The sequence below is a fragment of the Pseudotenacibaculum sp. MALMAid0570 genome, assembly GCF_040151415.1.
GTDB lineage: Bacteria > Bacteroidota > Bacteroidia > Flavobacteriales > Flavobacteriaceae > Polaribacter.
In genome coordinates, this window is sequence record NZ_JBDKWF010000044.1 from 114,440 (window position 1) to 133,141 (window position 18,702).

General features: G+C 32.3%; 14 protein-coding genes. 10 read left to right on the top strand and 4 right to left on the bottom strand.

Going from position 1 to position 18,702, the window contains the following annotated elements:
* Positions 1 to 118 precede the first annotated feature (118 nt).
* From AAON49_RS02625 to AAON49_RS02640, 4 genes are all read left to right on the top strand, one after another.
* Positions 119 to 2,335 (top strand): S9 family peptidase, encoded by a 2,217-nt coding sequence (locus tag AAON49_RS02625; RefSeq protein ID WP_349552434.1) that lies wholly within the window; start codon positions 119 to 121, stop codon positions 2,333 to 2,335.
* Positions 2,336 to 2,340: 5 nt separating this feature from the next.
* A complete protein-coding gene (locus tag AAON49_RS02630; RefSeq protein WP_349552435.1) occupies positions 2,341 to 3,876 on the top strand; it encodes a peptide MFS transporter in 1,536 nt (511 codons plus the stop codon).
* A gap of 73 nt (positions 3,877 to 3,949) precedes the next feature.
* Positions 3,950 to 5,761 (top strand): peptide MFS transporter, encoded by a 1,812-nt coding sequence (locus AAON49_RS02635; RefSeq protein WP_349552437.1) that lies wholly within the window; start codon positions 3,950 to 3,952, stop codon positions 5,759 to 5,761.
* Between the two features lie 89 nt (positions 5,762 to 5,850).
* On the top strand, positions 5,851 to 6,381 hold the full coding sequence (locus tag AAON49_RS02640) for a thioredoxin family protein (protein ID WP_349552439.1): 531 nt from the start codon (positions 5,851 to 5,853) through the stop codon (positions 6,379 to 6,381).
* 6 nt (positions 6,382 to 6,387) lie between these two features.
* On the opposite strand, the gene AAON49_RS02645 is transcribed toward AAON49_RS02640, so the two are convergent.
* The 4 genes from AAON49_RS02645 to surE are packed head-to-tail and all read right to left on the bottom strand — an operon-like array spanning position 6,388 to position 10,604.
* Positions 6,388 to 8,400 (bottom strand): ComEC/Rec2 family competence protein, encoded by a 2,013-nt coding sequence (locus tag AAON49_RS02645; protein ID WP_349552441.1) that lies wholly within the window; start codon positions 8,398 to 8,400, stop codon positions 6,388 to 6,390.
* 30 nt (positions 8,401 to 8,430) lie between these two features.
* The gene (lpxB, locus tag AAON49_RS02650; RefSeq protein ID WP_349552442.1) at positions 8,431 to 9,543 is read right to left on the bottom strand and encodes a lipid-A-disaccharide synthase; all 1,113 of its coding nucleotides are present in this window, start codon (positions 9,541 to 9,543) and stop codon (positions 8,431 to 8,433) included.
* Between the two features lie 12 nt (positions 9,544 to 9,555).
* Positions 9,556 to 9,843, bottom strand: a complete 288-nt coding sequence (locus AAON49_RS02655) for a hypothetical protein (RefSeq protein ID WP_349552443.1) — start codon at positions 9,841 to 9,843, stop codon at positions 9,556 to 9,558.
* Positions 9,831 to 10,604: a 5'/3'-nucleotidase SurE gene (gene surE, locus AAON49_RS02660; protein ID WP_349552444.1), complete on the bottom strand. Its 774-nt coding sequence runs from the start codon at positions 10,602 to 10,604 to the stop codon at positions 9,831 to 9,833. Before surE ends, AAON49_RS02655 begins: the two co-directional genes overlap by 13 nt.
* A 119-nt stretch (positions 10,605 to 10,723) precedes the next feature.
* Between surE and AAON49_RS02665 the strand changes: the two genes are divergently transcribed.
* From AAON49_RS02665 to AAON49_RS02690, 6 genes are all read left to right on the top strand, one after another.
* Positions 10,724 to 11,239, top strand: coding sequence for a hypothetical protein (locus AAON49_RS02665; RefSeq protein ID WP_349552445.1), 516 nt, complete (start codon positions 10,724 to 10,726; stop codon positions 11,237 to 11,239).
* A gap of 86 nt (positions 11,240 to 11,325) precedes the next feature.
* Positions 11,326 to 13,449 carry a carboxy terminal-processing peptidase gene (locus tag AAON49_RS02670; RefSeq protein WP_349552446.1) on the top strand — a complete coding sequence of 708 codons (2,124 nt, stop codon included), beginning with the start codon at positions 11,326 to 11,328 and terminating at the stop codon, positions 13,447 to 13,449.
* 73 nt (positions 13,450 to 13,522) lie between these two features.
* Positions 13,523 to 14,602 (top strand): ABC transporter permease, encoded by a 1,080-nt coding sequence (locus AAON49_RS02675; protein WP_349552447.1) that lies wholly within the window; start codon positions 13,523 to 13,525, stop codon positions 14,600 to 14,602.
* Positions 14,603 to 14,605: 3 nt separating this feature from the next.
* Positions 14,606 to 15,049, top strand: coding sequence for an acyl-CoA thioesterase (locus AAON49_RS02680; protein WP_349552448.1), 444 nt, complete (start codon positions 14,606 to 14,608; stop codon positions 15,047 to 15,049).
* A gap of 114 nt (positions 15,050 to 15,163) precedes the next feature.
* Complete coding sequence (locus AAON49_RS02685; protein ID WP_349552449.1) at positions 15,164 to 16,789, top strand: M14 family metallopeptidase; 1,626 nt, start codon at positions 15,164 to 15,166, stop codon at positions 16,787 to 16,789.
* Positions 16,790 to 16,801: 12 nt separating this feature from the next.
* On the top strand, positions 16,802 to 18,544 hold the full coding sequence (locus AAON49_RS02690) for a M14 family metallopeptidase (protein ID WP_349552450.1): 1,743 nt from the start codon (positions 16,802 to 16,804) through the stop codon (positions 18,542 to 18,544).
* The last annotated feature ends 158 nt before the right edge of the window (positions 18,545 to 18,702 follow it).

Below are 18,702 nucleotides of genomic sequence, written 5' to 3' on the forward strand. Positions count from 1 at the left end.
AAAGATAAATTAATCGTTGTAAACACACCAAGTTATTCAATATTTATAAATTTTTGGGCCGATTTTTGATGATTTTTCCGTAAACTTGGCAATCTATTACTAAAAACTAAAGTTTAGAATGAAAAAATTATTCATTTTAGCAGCTATACTTCTTTTGATTAGTTGTGATCAAAATAAAACTTCATCAACTCAATATAATACTGGAACCAAAGAAATTACCTTAGAAGAAATTTGGGGCGGGGAATTCTCTACAGACAGAATGAACGCATTAAATTCTATGAACGGTGATTATTATTCATTGTTAAACACAGATAGTAATGGTAACTCAACAGTAGATCAGTATAGTTATAAAACTTTAGAGAAAGTAGCAACCATTGTTGACGGGAAAAACCTAAAAGGTCTTAACACATTTAATTCGTATAGCTTTAACAATGATGAGACTAAATTAATTTTAGGTAAAGATTTTAATCGTATCTACCGTCGTTCTTTTACGGGTACTTTTTACGCTTATGATAGAGCTTCAAAAAAACTGATTCTTATTGGTAAAGATATTCAGGCACCAACTTTTTCTCCTGACAGTAAGAAAGTAGCTTATGCTAAGAACAATAATATTTATATTAAAAATCTAGCAACCAATTCGGTTACCCAAGTTACTAAAGACGGAAAAACTAATAGTATTATTAACGGAACTACAGATTGGGTATATGAAGAAGAGTTCGCTTTTGTAAGAGCTTTTGAGTGGAGCAATGATAGTAAATTCATTGCTTTTTTGCGTTTTGATGAATCTAAAGTACGTGAATTTTCTATGAATGTAACCGGTAATGAATTATACCCAACGCAACAAGTATTTAAATATCCGAAGGCTGGAGAAGACAATGCTAAGGTAAGTTTACATATGTATAACACCCAATCTAGATCAACTAAAAAAATAAGTCTTGGCAATTATGAATATATCCCAAGAATAAAGTGGTCTAGTGCTAAAAACGTATTAATAGTTACTACTTTGAATCGTCATCAAAACAACTTGAAACTTTATAAGGTAAATGCTTTGCGTTCTAGCTCAGTTTTACTTTTAAATGAAACAGATAAAGCTTATGTTGATGTTCATGATAATCTAACTTTTTTAGCTGATAATAGTTTTATATGGACTAGTGAAAGAGATGGATACAACCATATCTATCACTATAATTTCAACGGAAAACTCATCAATCAAATTACCAAAGGAAATTGGGAAGTAACTAACTATTATGGTTACAATAAAGACAAAAAAACAATCTACTATCAATCTGTAGAGAATGGCTCAATTAACAGAGGAGTGTATAGCATTGGTTTGGATGGGAAAAACAAACAATTATTGAGTAATGAAGTGGGTAATAACACTGCTTCTTTTAGTGATAATTTAAACTATTTCATTAATACACATTCTACTTCTGAAGTCCCTCCAATTTATTCATTGTATTCTGCTGAAGGGGAAATGTTAAAAGTGATTAAAGATAACTCTCAATTGAAAGTGAAATTAGCTGATTACAAGATGACTCCTAAAGAATTTTCTACGATTCAAATTAATGGAGAAGAACTCAATATGTGGATGATTAAACCTGCTGATTTTGATGAGAACAAGGAGTATCCTTTATTGATGTTTCAATATTCTGGACCAGGATCTCAACAAGTATCAAACCGTTGGAACGGAACCAATGATTATTGGCACCAGATGTTAGCTCAACAAGGAATTATTGTTGCTTGTATTGATCCAAGAGGAACAGGTTTAAAAGGTAGAGACTTTAAAAAAATGACTCAGAAAGAGTTAGGTAAATACGAAGTAGAAGATCAAATAGCTGCCGCTAAAAAATTAGCAAAACGAAGCTACATAGATGAAAATAACATTGGTATTTGGGGTTGGAGTTATGGTGGATTTATGAGCACCAATTGCCTATTAAAAGGAAACGATATTTTCTCCACTGCCATTGCAGTTGCCCCTGTAACATCATGGCGATTTTATGACACAGTGTATACAGAGCGTTACATGCAAACTCCACAAGAGAACGCAAGCGGTTATGATGAGAATTCTCCTATTAATTATGCAGACAAATTAGAAGGAAACTATTTACTAGTTCATGGTTCGGGAGATGATAATGTGCATCCGCAGAATACGATGAGAATGATCAATGAATTGGTAGAAGCCAACAAACAATTCGATTTATTTATCTATCCAGATAGAGCTCACGGAATCAGAAAAGGGAAAAACTCACGCTTACATTTATATAAGAAAATGACTTCTTTTATTCATGAAAGCCTAAACAGCAACAAAGATAACGATATAAAAATTAAAGGTTAAAAACTATGTCAGATATTTCTACTTCACCGCAAGACCAAAAAATGTTCGGTCACCCAAAGGGATTATTTTATTTATTCTTTGCAGAATTATGGGAGCGATTTAGCTTCTATGGAATGAGAGCTCTTCTTACACTTTATATGGTGCAAGAAATTTTTAAAGCCCTCGTAGAGCGTGATACTGCCACAGCAATTGTTTACGCTTCTTATGGATCTCTTGTTTATGCTTCAACAGTAATAGGGGGACAGATTTCAGATAAGATTTTAGGGATGAGAAGTTCTATATTCCTAGGAGGAATATTAATGGCTATAGGGCATTTCGTATTAGCAATAGAAAATGATATTGCTTTCTTTTTAGCTCTTGCTTTTATCATTATGGGTAATGGATTTTTCAAACCTAATATTTCAACCTTTGTAGGTTCTTTATATGAAGAAGGTGATGTTAAAAAAGATTCAGGGTTTACTATTTTCTATATGGGAATTAACATTGGTGGTTGGATAGCTCCATTATTATGTGGATGGTTAGCTGCGGAATATGGGTGGCACTATGGATTTGGATTAGCAGGCATTGGGATGTTAACTGGATTAATTTTCTTCTGGAGCGGAATAAAAAAGAATGTTTTTGGTGATAAAGGATTGCCTCCAAATCAGGAAGTTTATGAAAAGAAAGTTATGGGTTTACCTCAAAAAACTTTAATTCCTGTTCTTTCTGTTTTAGCAGTTCCAGTTATAGCTTATGTTTTATCTTCTTACAAAGCAATTGCAGGTGGAGAATCATTTTTAGGAGATGAAACCATTGTTGGTTTAATCTTTAAAATAATTGGTATTGTAGTAATTATTTATTTAGGTAACATAATGTTTAAAGCAACTGTTGAAGAACGTAAAAAACTTTTCATGGCTGTTTTGATAACATTCTTTATGACTATGTTTTGGGGATTCCATGAATTATCGGGGAGTGTAATTACTTTATTTGCTTCTAGAAACGTTGCATTAGATGGAATTATGACTGCAAGTCAAACCAACTCTCTAAATTCGATGTTTATTATCATACTGGCGATTCCTATTTCATTACTATGGGCATTTTTGTCTAAAAGAAATTTAAACCCTAGAACGCCATATAAGTTTGGATTAGGGTTGGTTTTAGCTGGGGCTAGTTTTTATATACTTTCTATAAGTGGAGCAAGCGCAGATGAAAACGGAATGGTTCCTTTTGCATACTTATTAGTAATGTATTTCATTATTTCTGTAGGAGAATTATTTATGTCTCCAGTAGGATTGTCTAAAATCACTGATTTATCTCCTAAGCGTATTGTGGCTTTCATGATGGGTATTTGGTTCTTATCTTCAGCTTACGCTTTCCAAATTGTAGGTTTTATCTCTAAACAATTAGCCATAGAAAGTACTGATGCTAATGTTGGAGGGTTAGAAACCTTAGGAGTTTATACAGATGGATTTGAATTGATTGCAATGTATTCTGTAGGAGCGGGTCTGGTTGTTCTTTTATTCGGACCACTTATGAAAAAATTAATGGGTAACGTACATTAAGAAAAAAATATAAAAAGACCTCTTATTTAATTATAAAGAGGTCTTTTCTTTTATATAAATCAAAATCTTTTTTATGGAAACTTCAAAATTAGATCACTTATTTAAAGATAAAGTTATAGGGCATCCTACAGGCTTATTTGTGCTATTCTTTACAGAAATGTGGGAGCGTTTTTCTTACTATGGAATGCGAGCTCTTTTAGTTATGTTTTTAACAGCTTCTTTATTTGATGAAGGGTGGGGCTGGCCAAGAGAACATGCATTAGCTTTGTTTGGGACTTATACAGGAATGGTATATCTATCTACTATTTTAGGCGGATACTTTGCTGATAAAATTATTGGATACAGATGGGCTGTGGTTGTTGGTGCTTTATTGATGACCTTAGGGCATGCTTCTATGGCACTTGAATCTCCTTTCTTTATATACCTCGGTCTAACATTGTTGGTTTTTGGTAGTGGTTTTTTCAAACCTAATATGACCTCAATCATATCTCATATGTACAAAGGAAGAGATGAGAAAAAAGATGGGGCTTATACCATATTTTATATGGGAGTGAATGCAGGAGCTTTCTTAGGCATCTTGCTATGTGGTTATTTAGGTGAAAAAGTTGGGTGGAATATTGGTTTTGGTTTAGCTGGTATTTTTATGCTGTTTGGATTATTACAATTTTGGTATTCGCAAAATATTTTTGGTGATATTGGATTAAAACCTACAAAAGAATCTAAACTACAAGAAGCCAAAGACGACACGGATAAAAGAAATCCTTTTACAATGCCGCAACTTATTATTATTGGCGTTTCTATTATCATTTGTTTGTTATGGTTAATCAATTCACCTGCTTCTAAAATTTCTGAAGGATCCTTTAACATATTTGACTTTAGCTTATTTGGACTAGATGGTAATAATGCTATGATTATTATAGCCTTGTTCATGTTTATTGGGCTTTTAATATATAGGTTAACGCAATACTCTAAGATAACGAGAGACAAAATGATTGCTTTTACCTTCTTTTCATTCTTAACGATATTTTTTTGGGCAGTATTTGAACAATCCCCAGGAACCTTAACAATTTTTGCGAAAGATTACACAAACAGAGTATTAACAGGTAATGCTAGTTTAACATTTTTAATCATAAATACTCTTGTATCATTAGTTCCATTAATCATCATTAATTGGGTGATGTTTCTACTATTTAAAAAGACTTTCAAACTATATAAGCTAGCAAACATAATTTTATCTATAAGTTTTGTCATCATTTGGATTATTACCTTATGGATGTTAACGAAAGAATGGTATTCTGCTGGTTTTTTAAGTTTATCTGATGGTACTTTAGAATTTCTAATGCTAGAAAAACAAACCGCTCCATTAACTGAAGTTCCAGCTTCTTGGTTTGGTGTTTTAAATTCTTTATTTATTATCACATTAGCTCCATTATTTTCTAAAGTTTGGGAAAGTAAATACAATCCAACTGCGAATGTGAAATTTGGAATTGGAATGTTCTTATTAGCTTTAGGAATGGCATGTGTAGCTTTCGGTGCTATGGGAATTGAACCAGGAGCAAAAACAGCTTCAGTGAGCATGATTTGGTTGATTCTAGTATATCTTTTCCATACAATGGGAGAATTATGTATTTCTCCTGTAGGTCTTTCTTATGTTAGTAAACTAGTACCAGGAAGAATGATCGCCTTTATGTTTGGTATATATTATTTAGCCATAGCTATTGGAATGAAATTAGCCGGTGTATTTGGTGAAAATGTTGACAAGATTGCCGACGAAAACGGAATCAGTTACTTCTTCTGGCTTCTAACTGGAATATCAGCACTTCTAGCTGTTTTCTCAGTTGCTATGCAACCAGTTATCAAAAAACTAATGCACGGAGTTCGCTAATTGAATTTTCACATTATATTATAAAGAAGGCACCATTTTTGGTGTCTTTTTTATTGTAAATTTGTTGATCGGATTACGACAGTTAGATTATGAGAAATTTTTTAATCACTTTTTTACTATTTCTAGTTACGTGTAATATCTATGCTCAAAAAGAAGATAAAGTAAAAGTCAATTGGATCTCTTTTGAAGAAGCAGTGAAACTGAATAAGAAAGACCCAAAACCTTTACTTATAGATGTTTATACTGATTGGTGCGGATGGTGCAAACGAATGGATAAAACCACCTATCAGAATGATACAATAGTAAAATACATCAATAAAAACTTTCATCCAGTAAAACTAAATGGAGAGCAAAAAGAAGATATTGTTTTTAAAGACTATACTTTTAAGTTTAAAAATCAGGGAAGAAGAGGTTATAACGAATTTGCAGCAGCTTTGTTAAATGGAAAACTAAGCTACCCAACAACAGTTATTATGAATGAAAAATTACAGTTGCTAGATCGAGTTCCTGGTTATTTGGACGCAAAAACTATGGAAAAAGTGATTGCATATTTTGCTACTGAAAAATACAAAACCGACAAATGGGAAGATTTTGTAAAGAACTTTAAAAGTAATCTGTAATTAACCTCATTTCAAAATATACACTCCGTTTTGTCCAGTAAACCAGAACGGAGTTTTTGTTTCTATACATGTCTGTTGCCATCTAGAAATAGAGCTTTTGTAATTAGAACCATCAGCAATGATTTGTCTTGGCTTTAAATCTTCTAACAACCTTCTTAAATTAATTTTTGGCGAAGACTGCAAAATAACAATTGGAGACTCTAACCCTTCTATTTGATAGATTCCTAAACTATCTATTAGTAAAACATGATGGTTCTTATAATTCAAAAAATTTGTTGATTCAAATTCCTCAATAAGATTCAAACTCTCTCCTACTCTATAGGCTTGAATTATTCTATCTGACCTTCTCTTTAATGAATCCAGTGAAGAATAAAGTACCATTCCTTTTCCTCTTCTGATTCCATAAACTGAATGCCTATTTTTATGAAATACTAAAAGTTCTGACTGTGTTTCCGATTCATATTTTTCATATAACAAAATAACTTGAAAAAGAACAACACAGCTCAACATACACAATAATCTTTTTGCTGTTCTTTTTTCAAAAAAACGAAACCCGAAAATGATTAATAAGTAAGCTACAATCATCATCAAAAAAGAAAAAGGAATATCTGAAAACAGAAAAGTCTCTTGATCGGAAACAAATCGAATAAAATTATTCATTAAGGAAATAATTCCTCCATAAACATACACTAAGGTCTCTGGTAAAATTGAACACAACGCTAAAATGATGATTAGAATTCCACCCATAAGTATGATTCCCAGAAAAGGAACAATCACTAAATTAGATAACAAGAAAAGCCCTGGAAATTGATGAAAATAAAATAAACTTAATGGCAAAACAGATATTTGAGCAGCTAATGAAACTGTAGTTAATTGCCAAAATTTATTTACAAGTTTCCATTTAGACTTCCAAAGATTACTCAATTTAGGCTGAATAGTAATAATTCCAAATACTGCTATGTAACTCAATTGAAAACCTACATCAAACAAAAACAGTGGTTTGAAGGTTAATAAAATAAGCATTGAAAAAACAAGTGAATATTCTATACTATTTCTTTTTTGTATTGCTTGTCCTATCGCTACTGCTGTAAACATAGTTACCGCTCTAACAACTGAAGCCGACATTCCTGCTAGCAAAGCAAAAAACCATAACAGAAGAACAATGAATAATAGCTTCAAGAACTTTCCATGTTTAATATACTCTAAAGGTTTACATAAAGACGAAAGGATTAATAAGATGATACCCACATGCAACCCAGAGATTGCCAATATATGAATGGCTCCAGCTCTGGAATACTCTTCGAGTAATTCTTTAGAAACTTCTTGACGTTGCCCTAATAGCAAAGCATTAATAACTCCTAATTCATCTTGAGAAAAATTTTCATTAGATATCGCTTTTTGAATCTTCTTTCTAACTCGAGCTATACTCCCTAAAAATGAAGAATGATTTTTTAAAAATAGAAACTCTTGATTGTTTAAAAATACTTGTTGATATATACCTTGCTTAGCCAAATAATTTTGATAGTTGAACTGATGAGGATTCAAAGGCTCTTTTATCTTTAAAAAATCTGAGTTGATAAGAATACAATCGTCTATATTTAAGGCCTTTTGAATTGTATCCTTTCGAATACTTAACAAAACTGTTCCTAACGTTTTATTTTCATTAACTTGAATTACCTCAACTGTATATCTAAGCGAAAAATTATTCGGCTTAAGAATATCTTTAATCTTTAAAACTGATGTATTTTCTTTTCTTAGAAACTTCTCAAAGTAGTTTTGTTGATTTCTATCATCTGAATGATACGTAATTACAATCCCTAAAAAGAGAAAAAAACTCCATGTAAGAACTTTAAAAACTGTTGTCTTCTTCAGAAGAAATTGTAATACGATTATCCACAAGAAAATAACCCAAATCCAAATTTTACTATAACACCAAACATCAGTATAAAACTGAATGCAAATTCCGACAACAAGAAATAGTAAAAAGTGAAAAGGAAGGTATCCTAGTAACTTTTTCATAGCGAAGCTAAGTTACTAAAATTTTGTAAATCAGTTTTTTAAATTCTCAACAATAGATTTTGCAGTAGCAGAAGAAGCTCCTTCACCTCCTAGTTTTTGTTCAAGCTCATAGTAATTTTCAAACAAGTAATCTCTTTTTACTCCATTCAAAATTTCTGCTAATTCTTTTTTCAAATTATTAGCATTCATTTCTTTTTGAATCAACTCTTTTACAACTTCTTTATCCATAATAAGGTTTACCAAAGAAATATATTTAAGAGTGATTATTCTCTTTGCAATCTGATAAGAAATAGCACTTCCCTTATAACAAACTACTTGTGGCACTTTAAACAAAGCTGTTTCTAAAGTAGCTGTACCAGAAGTAACCAAAGCTGCATAAGAAATACTTAGCAAGTCATAGGTTTGATTGTCTACAAAAGCAATATTTCTAGTTCCAATAATTCCTTTGTAAAAATCATATTGTTGACTTGGAGCTCCAGCAATAACAAATTGATAATCAGAAAAATCATCAACAATAGATAGCATTACAGAAAGCATTTTGATAATCTCTTGTTTTCTACTACCAGGAAGTAATGCAACAATAGGTTTTTCACCTAATTGATTCTCTTTTCTAAATTGAGTTTCATTCACTTGTTTTCGGCCAGCGATTGCATCAACTAAGGGATGACCAACAAAAGTAACATCGTAGTTATATTTTTGATAAAACTCTTTTTCAAACGGAAGAATCACATACATTTGATCGATGTCTCTCTTGATCTTTTCTACACGTCCGGCTCTAGAAGCCCAAACTTGTGGCGATATATAATAGTGATTCTTGTATCCTTGTTGTTTTGCCCATTTGGCTATTCTTAAGTTAAAACCAGAGTTGTCTATATAAACAATAACATCGGGTTGAAATTCTTCTATATCTTTTTTACAAAAAGAAATCAGTCCGAAAATCTTTCTCAAATTCAAAAGCACTTCTACAAAACCCATAAAAGCACGCTCTTTATAGTGTTTTACAAGAGTTCCACCTACAGATAGCATCAAATCACCTCCCCAAAATCTAATATCAGCATTCTTGTCTTCTTTCAACAAGGCTTTCATTAAATTAGATCCGTGTAAATCTCCAGAAGCTTCTCCGGCAATGATATAATATTTCATCAAGTATGGCGATTAAACAAACTTCAACACAAAGGTAATCAAAGCCGTTAATATAGAAGCCATTAATACTCCTCTAGCTCTATAATCTTGTTTCTTTTTGATGAAAACAAAAAACACAAATAAGTTGGGTAAAGCAGCTAAAGAGATAACTGTTCCGTACAGATTTCCTTCCTTGATCATTTGCCAAGTTTCATCAAAACCATATTGAGAAAAGTATTGTAGATATAGAAAAACTCCGCAAGCGGTAGCGAAAACAGATATTAAAAAACCAATAGCAATTTCTTTTCTTACAGCTCCCATGAATTCAGTTTTTGAATCATATGATGAGCTGTTAAATCAAATTGCACTGGAACTACAGAAACAAACCCGTTTTCTAAAGCCCAAATGTCTGTATCTTCACCTTTGTCTTTGTTAACAAATTCACCAGACAACCAATAATACTCTTTTCCAAAAGGACTTTTACGTTTATCAAAGTCTTCTTTCCATATTCCGTTTGCTTGTCTGCAAATTTTAATGCCTTTAATTTCGTCTTTTTTTAGTTTCGGTATATTCACATTAAGTACAACTCCTTCAGGAATTCCATTTTCAAGAGCACTTAATGTAATTCTTTTCACAAACTCTTCACTCTGTTTAAAATCTGCATGGTAGTTATAATCCAACAATGAAAAACCAATGGCCGGAATACCTTCAATACCAGCTTCAACAGCAGCGCTCATAGTTCCTGAATAAATGACGTTGATAGATGAATTAGATCCGTGATTGATTCCAGAAACACATAAATCTGGTTTTCTATTTAAAATCTCATTGATAGCCATTTTCACACAATCAGCTGGTGTTCCAGAACAACTGTATTCTATTTGAGGTCCATCATCAACGGTTATAGGGTTACAATGCAAAACATTGTTTACAGTAATTGCATGTCCCATTCCGCTTTGCGGACTATCGGGTGCAACAACAACAACATCTCCTATTTTATTCATAATTCGAATCAGCGAACGTACACCTGGCGCAGTAATTCCATCATCATTACTTACTAAAATTAACGGTTTTTCTTTGGTCATTGAGTGAAGAATTTTACACAAAAGTAAACGATTTTTATGGATATTTATTTTAACATTTTGTAAAGATTGATTCCTCTGTTTTTTAATTAACATTGTAAGAGACAACACCTACTTTACTTATGATACGAATTATCACCTTTTTGTTATTCATGGTTTCTGTAACAACCGTCAGTACCATGGACGCTCAAACGAAAAAAGCACCCTGTGACACCGAAAAACATAATGAGTTTAATTTTTGGGTGGGAGACTGGAATGTTTATAACACGCAAGGAAAATTAATTGGAACCAATAAAATCCTTAAAATGCAAAGCAATTGTGTAATGCAGGAAAACTGGGAATCTAAAACGAGTCCTAACAAAGGAACAAGTTACAACTATGTGAATTTAACAGACGGTTCTTGGAATCAAGTTTGGGTAGATAATTCTGGTTATTCTCTTGTACTTAAAGGAAATCTTATTGAAGGGAAAATGGTTTTAAAAAGCGAACTAGTAAAGGGCCAAAAAGGCGAATACTATAATCGTGTTACTTGGACTCCTAACAAAGATGGATCGGTAACACAACTTTGGGAATTTGTCTCAACCAAAGGAAAAGTGATTCAAGAAGCTTTTAGAGGTATTTATAAAAAGAAAAACTAATATAGACAATAAACATTTTGGCATCATTTTAGTACATTAGCCAATCATCAATTGAAAAGAAATCGAATTTTAACGACTGAAGATTCATGAAGACGAAATTTATCATCCCTGTTTTAGCATTCTTACTACTTTTTAGTAATGCTAATTATGCATCTAACCCAACAATCAATAATGATCCAGAAAAAGACAAAGTCTTAATTTCTGTATTAAACTACATGTTAACTCGTGGTCACTTTGTAGAAAAAAAGCTTGACGATGATTTCTCTGTACACGTATTTAACAGTTTTATAGATGGATTGGATCCTTCAAAACGTTATTTCACTCAAAAAGATATCAAAGCATTTTCTAAATATAAATATCAAATAGACAACCAATTAAAAGAATCCGATATCACCTTTTATAAAATGGTTTACGGAAAGTTTTTAGAAAAAATTAAATCTGCTAAGGAATACTATGGATCTATTTTAAAGCAACCTTTTAATTACACTAAAAAAGAAACTATAGATCTTGATTATGATAAAATTCCTTTTGCTGCAAATGAAAATGAATTGATTGATTTTTGGAGAAAGCAGTTAAAACTACAAACAATTGGTAAAATTCAAGAGCAAGAAGAGTTACAAAATGAAAAATTTAAGAAAGATTCTTCCTACTCTAAAAAGTCTTTTTCTGAGTTAGAAAAAGAAGCTAGAGCAGAAGTGATGAAAAGTATGGAAGAATTATATATCCGTATAGAAGAATTAGAGCACAGAGATTGGTTCTCTACTTTTCTAAATAGTGTTGTTGGAGCTTTTGATCCTCATACTACTTATATGGACCCTAGAATTAAAGACAGATTTGATCAAGATATGTCTGGAAAGCTAGAAGGTATTGGAGCTAGATTACAAAAGAAAGGAATTTACACACATGTTATTGAATTAGTTTCTGGAGGTCCCGCTTGGAAGCAAGGAGAACTTGAAGAAGGAGATATTATTTTAAAAGTTGCCCAAGCTGATGCAGAACCTTTGGATATTGTTGGGATGCGTTTAGACGATGCAATCAAATTTATCAAAGGGCCTAAAGGAACAGAGGTTCGTTTGACTGTAAAGAAAAAATTAGATGGATCTACTCGTGTAATAACCATCATTAGAGACGTAGTACAATTGGATGAAACTTTTGTAAAATCTTCTGTAGTAGAGAAAAATGGAAAAAAGTATGGAGTAATAGATTTACCTAAGTTTTACATTAATTTTGAAGATCAAAATTTTAGAGATTCAGCCAAAGATATGGCCAAAGAAATTGAGAGACTAAAAGACGAAAATGTAGAAGGTTTACTTATAGATTTAAGAAATAACGGAGGTGGATCTTTAAAAACTGCAATAGAAATTGCTGGGTTATTTATTGAAGAAGGTCCTGTAGTACAGGTAAAATACCGAGGAGAAAAACCTGTAGTAAAAAATGATGAAGACAGTAAAATTCAATGGAAAGGATCCTTGGTTATTCTAGTAAACGAACTTTCCGCTTCAGCTTCTGAGATTTTTGCTGCTGCCATGCAAGATTATAACAGAGCAGTTATTATTGGTGGAAATCAAACTTACGGAAAAGGAACTGTACAAAATGTTTTGCCTATTAACCAGTTTTATCCAAACTATAAAAAAGACTTAGGATTCTTAAAAATGACAATCCAAAAATTCTACAGAATTAATGGAGGATCTACACAAATGGAAGGTGTTTATTCAGATATTGCAATTCCTAACCGTTATAGCTATATGAAATTTGGAGAAAGAGATTTAGATGGAGCTTTAAAATGGGATATGGTTCCTCAAGCAAAATATGTGCAAACAAATTCTTATAGCAATTTCTCTGATGTTGTAAACTCAAGTAAAGAAAGAATTGCTAGCGACCCAAAGTTTCAATTGGTTAATGAGTATGCAAAATGGTTAAAGAAACAGCAAGATGACTCTACCTATTCTTTAAACTACAAAGAATATGTTCAAGACTTAGAAGACAGAGATGAATATGCAAAACGATTTAATTCTGTATTTAAATTCGATTCTAAATTAGCGTTTCAATCTCCTAAATATGAACTTCCATTGTTTGAAAAGAACAAAGATTTAAAAGAAGAAAGAGACAAGTGGCATCAATATTTAGCAAAAGACATGTACATTGCCGAAGCCTTAAATGTACTCAGTCAATTAAAGTTGAGAGTACCATTAGAAATCGTTAAAAATTAAATTTTATAAAATTTAAATATTTTAAAAACCTGATAAGTTTGTTGAAGCTATCAGGTTTTTTACATTTGTATCAATGTCAAGCAAATCAAAGTCTCTTTCTAAATTAGCCATTCAAAAATTCAAAAAGAATACGATTGGTGTTATTAGCTTTTGGTTTGTTGTCTTTTGTGGATTTGTTGCTGTTTTCGGATACTTATTAGCTCCAGACAATAGCTCTAATGCAAACCAAATGCATTTAGAAATCCACTCTAAATCGCCTGGCTTTTCTGTTTTAATGTTAACCATACCTTCGAAAGACAAAACAGAACAATCTTTTTTTCATAAAGTATTTTATGGTAAAAAGAATCTAGATACAGAAATACCCATTCAATCCTATACTGTAAACGATAAAAACTTAGAGTATGTTAATTATTCTGATGGAATGATAAAGTCTATTCCTTTGAGTTCAGTAAATCATAATCCAGAGAAATTTATTCAACAAAGAACTTTTTATTTTGGTACTGATAAATATGGAAGAGATTTGTTAAGTAGATTAATTGTTGGAACTCGAATTTCATTTTTTATCGGATTTATCGCAGTATTTATTTCTTTATTAATTGGGATCTCTTTAGGGTCAATTGCAGGTTATTTTGGAGGAAAGATTGATGCTTTCATTATGTGGATTATTAATATAACTTGGTCTATTCCTACGCTTTTACTAGTTATAGCCATTACATTAGTTCTTGGGAAAGGATATTGGCAAGTATTTATTGCTGTTGGTTTAACCATGTGGGTTGAAGTAGCTAGAGTAGTTCGAGGACAAGTAATGACTACCAAACAACAACAATATGTTGAAGCCGCAAAAGCTTTAGGTTTTTCAAACCTAAGAATCATTTTTCGTCATATTTTACCCAATATCATGGCACCAGTTATTGTGATTGCTGCAGCAAATTTTGCCTCAGCAATTTTAATAGAAAGTGGATTAAGCTTCTTAGGGATTGGTGCTCAACCTCCTACTCCTTCTTGGGGAGCAATCGTTAAAAATCATTACAACTATATTATTCTCGGAAAACCTTATTTGGCGTTAATCCCTGGACTAGCAATTATGAGCTTAGTTATGGCTTTTATGTTGATAGGAAATACATTGAGAGACACATTAGATGTTAAAAATTAAACTATGAGTTACAAAGTAGAATTTAAAACCAAATGGGCAGATTTCGATCCAAATAGACACTTACGGCATACAGCTTATAATGATTATGCAGCAGAAGCTAGAGTTAGATATTTTATGCATGTAGGATTCCCAGTGAGTGAAATTGGAAAACTTAACATTGGACCTATCCTTTTTACTGAAAATACATCTTTTAGAAAAGAAATTCATTCAGGAGAAACCATTTCTGTGAATGCAAAACTTCAAGGAATTTCTGAAGATAAAAGCAGATGGAAAATTAGGCATGAAATCTTTAATCAAGCAGGTAAAGTCTCAGCCATCATAGAAATCTATGGAGCTTGGTTAGATTTAGAAAAGAGAAAGCTTACTGTACTCCCAAAAAAGTTTGATTCCTTGTTTGACGGAATGGACAAAACTGAAGACTTTGAGATCATTAAGAAAAGATCATAGTAGTCTTCAAATTGTTAAAAAAAACTTAATTTTTACAAATAACAAATAGGTTTGCTTACCTTCAAATTCCTATTCGAAAAAATAGGATTAAAACCAACTTAACTATTCGTTATTATGTTCAAAAAGAAACAAATATCCCTATTTCTTGGGATGATTATTTGTTTTACTTCATTACAATTATCAGCACAATCTGACTATAGTAATTATAGTAAACTATCACAAAGATTAAAACAATTACAAAGTTCAAATTCGAGCATTTGTAAACTGGAAACTCTTACCAAAACAATTGGAGACCATACCATTTGGGCACTCACGCTTTCTAAAGGTGATGCAAAAAACAAACCAGCCATAGCCATCGTAAGTGGTGTAGATGGTAAACATATTTTAGGACCAGAAATGGCTGTTTCTATTGCAGAAAATATTGTGAAAAATCATGCAAATGTTTTAGAAACAACTACATTTTATATTTTTCCAAATATGAGTCCAAATGCTACAGAAAACTACTTTTCTTCCTTACAGCATTATAAAAATGGAAATGCAAAAAATACAGATGATGACAGAGACGGTACTATTAATGAAGATCCATTTGAAGATCTTAACAAAGATGGAATCATTACCTTAATGAGAGTTGAAGATGCTACAGGAGACTATATCAAACTGAAAGAAGATGAAAGAATAATGGTTCCTGCTAACAAAAGCAAAGGACAATTAGGAAATTATAAAATTATTAGTGAAGGAATTGATAATGATAAAGATGGCAGCTTTAATGAAGATGGAAAAGGAGGAATTCTTTTTAATAAAAATTTCAGTTACAATTATCCTTACTTCAAACCTGGAGCTGGCGAGCATGCCGTTTCTGAAAAAGAACACAGGGCATTACTTGACTTTTTATATGAGCAGTGGAATATCTTTGCTATTATTACTTTAGGACCAGAAAACAACCTATCAAAACCTTTAAAGTACAATCCTGGAGGAGCAAGAAAAAGAGTAGTTACTAGTATCTTAAAAAACGATGCAAACCTTAATAAATTCCTTTCAGGAAAATACAATAAAATCACCAAAACAAAAGGAGCTCCTATCTCAACAGGTAAAGGAGGTAGCTTTTTCGAATGGTCATACTTTCACTTTGGAAAGCTAGCACTAGGAACACCTGGTTGGTGGGCTCCAAAATTCAAAGGAGATTCTCTAACTAAAGCTAAGAAAAACAAATATGCTAATTTCTTACAGTGGGCAGACAAAGAGGGAATTGATAATGCTTTTGCACCATGGAAGGAAGTCAATCATCCTGATTTTCCAAATCAAAAGGTAGAAGTTGGAGGAATTGCTCCTTACATCATGTACAACCCTCCTTTTAAATACGTAAAAGACATTAGTGACACTCACACAAAATTCATTCTTGAACTTGCTAAAATGCAGCCTGCGATTGTTTTGCAAAACATTAAAACCGAATCTGTAGATAATGGTTTTACAAGAATTACTGTTGATGTTCACAACAAAGGCTTGTTACCTACTCATACCGATATGGGAAAAAGATCCCGTTGGCTACGAAAAATCAAAGTTGCTTTGAATCTAAACAAAGGACAAGAACTTATATCTGGAAGAAAAATTACGCTAGTAAACAGTATAGATGGTGATAAATCAGTTCAATTTACATGGCTAGTAAAAGGAAAAGGTAGTGTTAGTATAGAAGCTGGTACTTCGCATACTGGCATTGATAAAACTAATGTTCAATTAAAATAAAAGGTAGAAACGATGAAAATTCATAGATATACAATTCAGTCATTATTGCTTTTGTTTTTAGTTCCATTAGCAATCAACGCACAAAAAAGCAGTGAAATTTTTAAAGCTTCAGGATCACCAGAAAATCCAAAAGTTCAAATTTCATTTAATAGATATTATACTTCAGAAGGATTGGCAGCACTTGGTAAAAAAATCGCTGATGCCTACCCAAATTTAGTTCGAAGAAAATCCATAGGAAAATCTACACAAGGAAGAGATATTTGGATGCTAGCAATTACCAATTATAAAAAAGGAAATGCAGATAGAAAACCTGGTTTTTATGTTGATGGAAATATCCATTCTAACGAAATTCAAGGAGGAGAAATTTGCACCTATACAGCATGGTATTTGACAGAGAGTTTTGGAAAGAACGATTACATCACAGAAATGCTAAACGATCGTGTATTCTATATCGTACCTACCATCAACCCTGATGCTCGTAACGATTATATGCTAGAAGGAAATACACCTCATAGTCCAAGAGCTGGAATGATTGCTTTGGATGACGATAGAGATGGTTTATTTGATGAAGATGGTTATGACGATTTAGACGGAGATGGCTCTATTACAAGAATGCGTCGTAAAAGTCCATATGGAAATATGATTGTTGATCCAAAAGATCCAAGAAAGATGATTCAAATTGGTCCTGATGATGTAGTAACAGTACAACGTTATGAGTTTCTTGGTGGAGAAGGAATCGACAACGACAACGATGGTCGAATTAATGAAGATACTTACGGATACTATGATCCAAATAGAGATTGGGGTTGGAAATGGCAACCTGATTATATTCAAAGAGGTGCTTATAAATATCCTTTCTCAGCTCCAGAAACAAGAGCTGTAGCTGATTTTGTAATGACCAAACCCAATATCGCAGGTGCTCAAAGTTATCATAACTCTGGAGGAATGATTTTAAGAGGTCCAGGTGCACAAGAGGATATTTCTACTTACAACAGACAAGATATTCGGATCTATGATGCTATTGGAAAAAAAGGAGAAAAAATGATTCCTGGATATCGTTATTTAACTGTATACAAAGACCTGTACTCTGTTTTTGGCGGCGAGTTAGATTGGTTCTATGGAAGCAGAGGAATTTATACTTTCACAAATGAGATTTTTACACGATTTGCTTATTATAAAGACAAAAACGGAGGAAGAGATCAATCGTATGATTTTGACAAAGAGCTCCAGTTTTATGACTCGTTTACTCCGTGGAAAAAATTCAACCATCCTACCTATGGAGAAATAGAGATTGGTGGATTTAAAAAGAATTTTGGTCGTGCTACACCAGGGTTTATGTTAGAAGAAGAAGCACATCGAAATATGGCTTTTACATTTTATCATGCTCATCATATGCCTCGTTTATCTATTGCAGATATCAAGGTTAAAAAGTTAAAAGGTGGTTTGAAAGAAGTAACAGCTTATATTAAGAATGATAGGTTGATGCCTACACATGCAAGTCAGGATTTAAAATACAAAATCACTAGACCAGATTTTGTAAGTATCACAGGCACAAAAGTTATTGCCGGTATGATTGTTACCAATGAAGATTTTAATTTCACTACAGAACAGAAAGTAAATCCAGAAAAAATTAAGGTTCGTAATATCCCTGGAAATAGTGTAGTGAAAGTTAGATGGATTGTAAAAGGTAATTCAAAATTTACTGTTACTGTAGACAGTGCTAAAGGTGGAGTTTCATCTAGATCTAGCAAGTAATTTAACAAATAAAAACCCCTCAAAATTGAGGGGTTCATTTAGAAGATTCTTGGAGACCTTATACTAAAAGATAATCAACCAACTAATATATGATAAGACTTTCCTTCTGAATACTATCTAAAACTTTCAATATTACTTATAGAACAAGAAATACAAAG

Excerpts from the sequence above, each read along its gene's own strand:
- AAON49_RS02625 (WP_349552434.1), top strand. The coding sequence starts at position 119 with ATGAAAAAATTATTCATTTTAGCAGCTATACTTCTTTTGATTAGTTGT.
- AAON49_RS02630 (WP_349552435.1), top strand. The coding sequence starts at position 2,341 with ATGTCAGATATTTCTACTTCACCGCAAGACCAAAAAATGTTCGGTCAC.
- AAON49_RS02635 (WP_349552437.1), top strand. The coding sequence starts at position 3,950 with ATGGAAACTTCAAAATTAGATCACTTATTTAAAGATAAAGTTATAGGG.
- AAON49_RS02640 (WP_349552439.1), top strand. The coding sequence starts at position 5,851 with ATGAGAAATTTTTTAATCACTTTTTTACTATTTCTAGTTACGTGTAAT.
- AAON49_RS02645 (WP_349552441.1), bottom strand. The coding sequence starts at position 8,400 with ATGAAAAAGTTACTAGGATACCTTCCTTTTCACTTTTTACTATTTCTT.
- lpxB (WP_349552442.1), bottom strand. The coding sequence starts at position 9,543 with ATGAAATATTATATCATTGCCGGAGAAGCTTCTGGAGATTTACACGGA.
- AAON49_RS02655 (WP_349552443.1), bottom strand. The coding sequence starts at position 9,843 with ATGGGAGCTGTAAGAAAAGAAATTGCTATTGGTTTTTTAATATCTGTT.
- surE (WP_349552444.1), bottom strand. The coding sequence starts at position 10,604 with ATGACCAAAGAAAAACCGTTAATTTTAGTAAGTAATGATGATGGAATT.
- AAON49_RS02665 (WP_349552445.1), top strand. The coding sequence starts at position 10,724 with ATGATACGAATTATCACCTTTTTGTTATTCATGGTTTCTGTAACAACC.
- AAON49_RS02670 (WP_349552446.1), top strand. The coding sequence starts at position 11,326 with ATGAAGACGAAATTTATCATCCCTGTTTTAGCATTCTTACTACTTTTT.
- AAON49_RS02675 (WP_349552447.1), top strand. The coding sequence starts at position 13,523 with ATGTCAAGCAAATCAAAGTCTCTTTCTAAATTAGCCATTCAAAAATTC.
- AAON49_RS02680 (WP_349552448.1), top strand. The coding sequence starts at position 14,606 with ATGAGTTACAAAGTAGAATTTAAAACCAAATGGGCAGATTTCGATCCA.
- AAON49_RS02685 (WP_349552449.1), top strand. The coding sequence starts at position 15,164 with ATGTTCAAAAAGAAACAAATATCCCTATTTCTTGGGATGATTATTTGT.
- AAON49_RS02690 (WP_349552450.1), top strand. The coding sequence starts at position 16,802 with ATGAAAATTCATAGATATACAATTCAGTCATTATTGCTTTTGTTTTTA.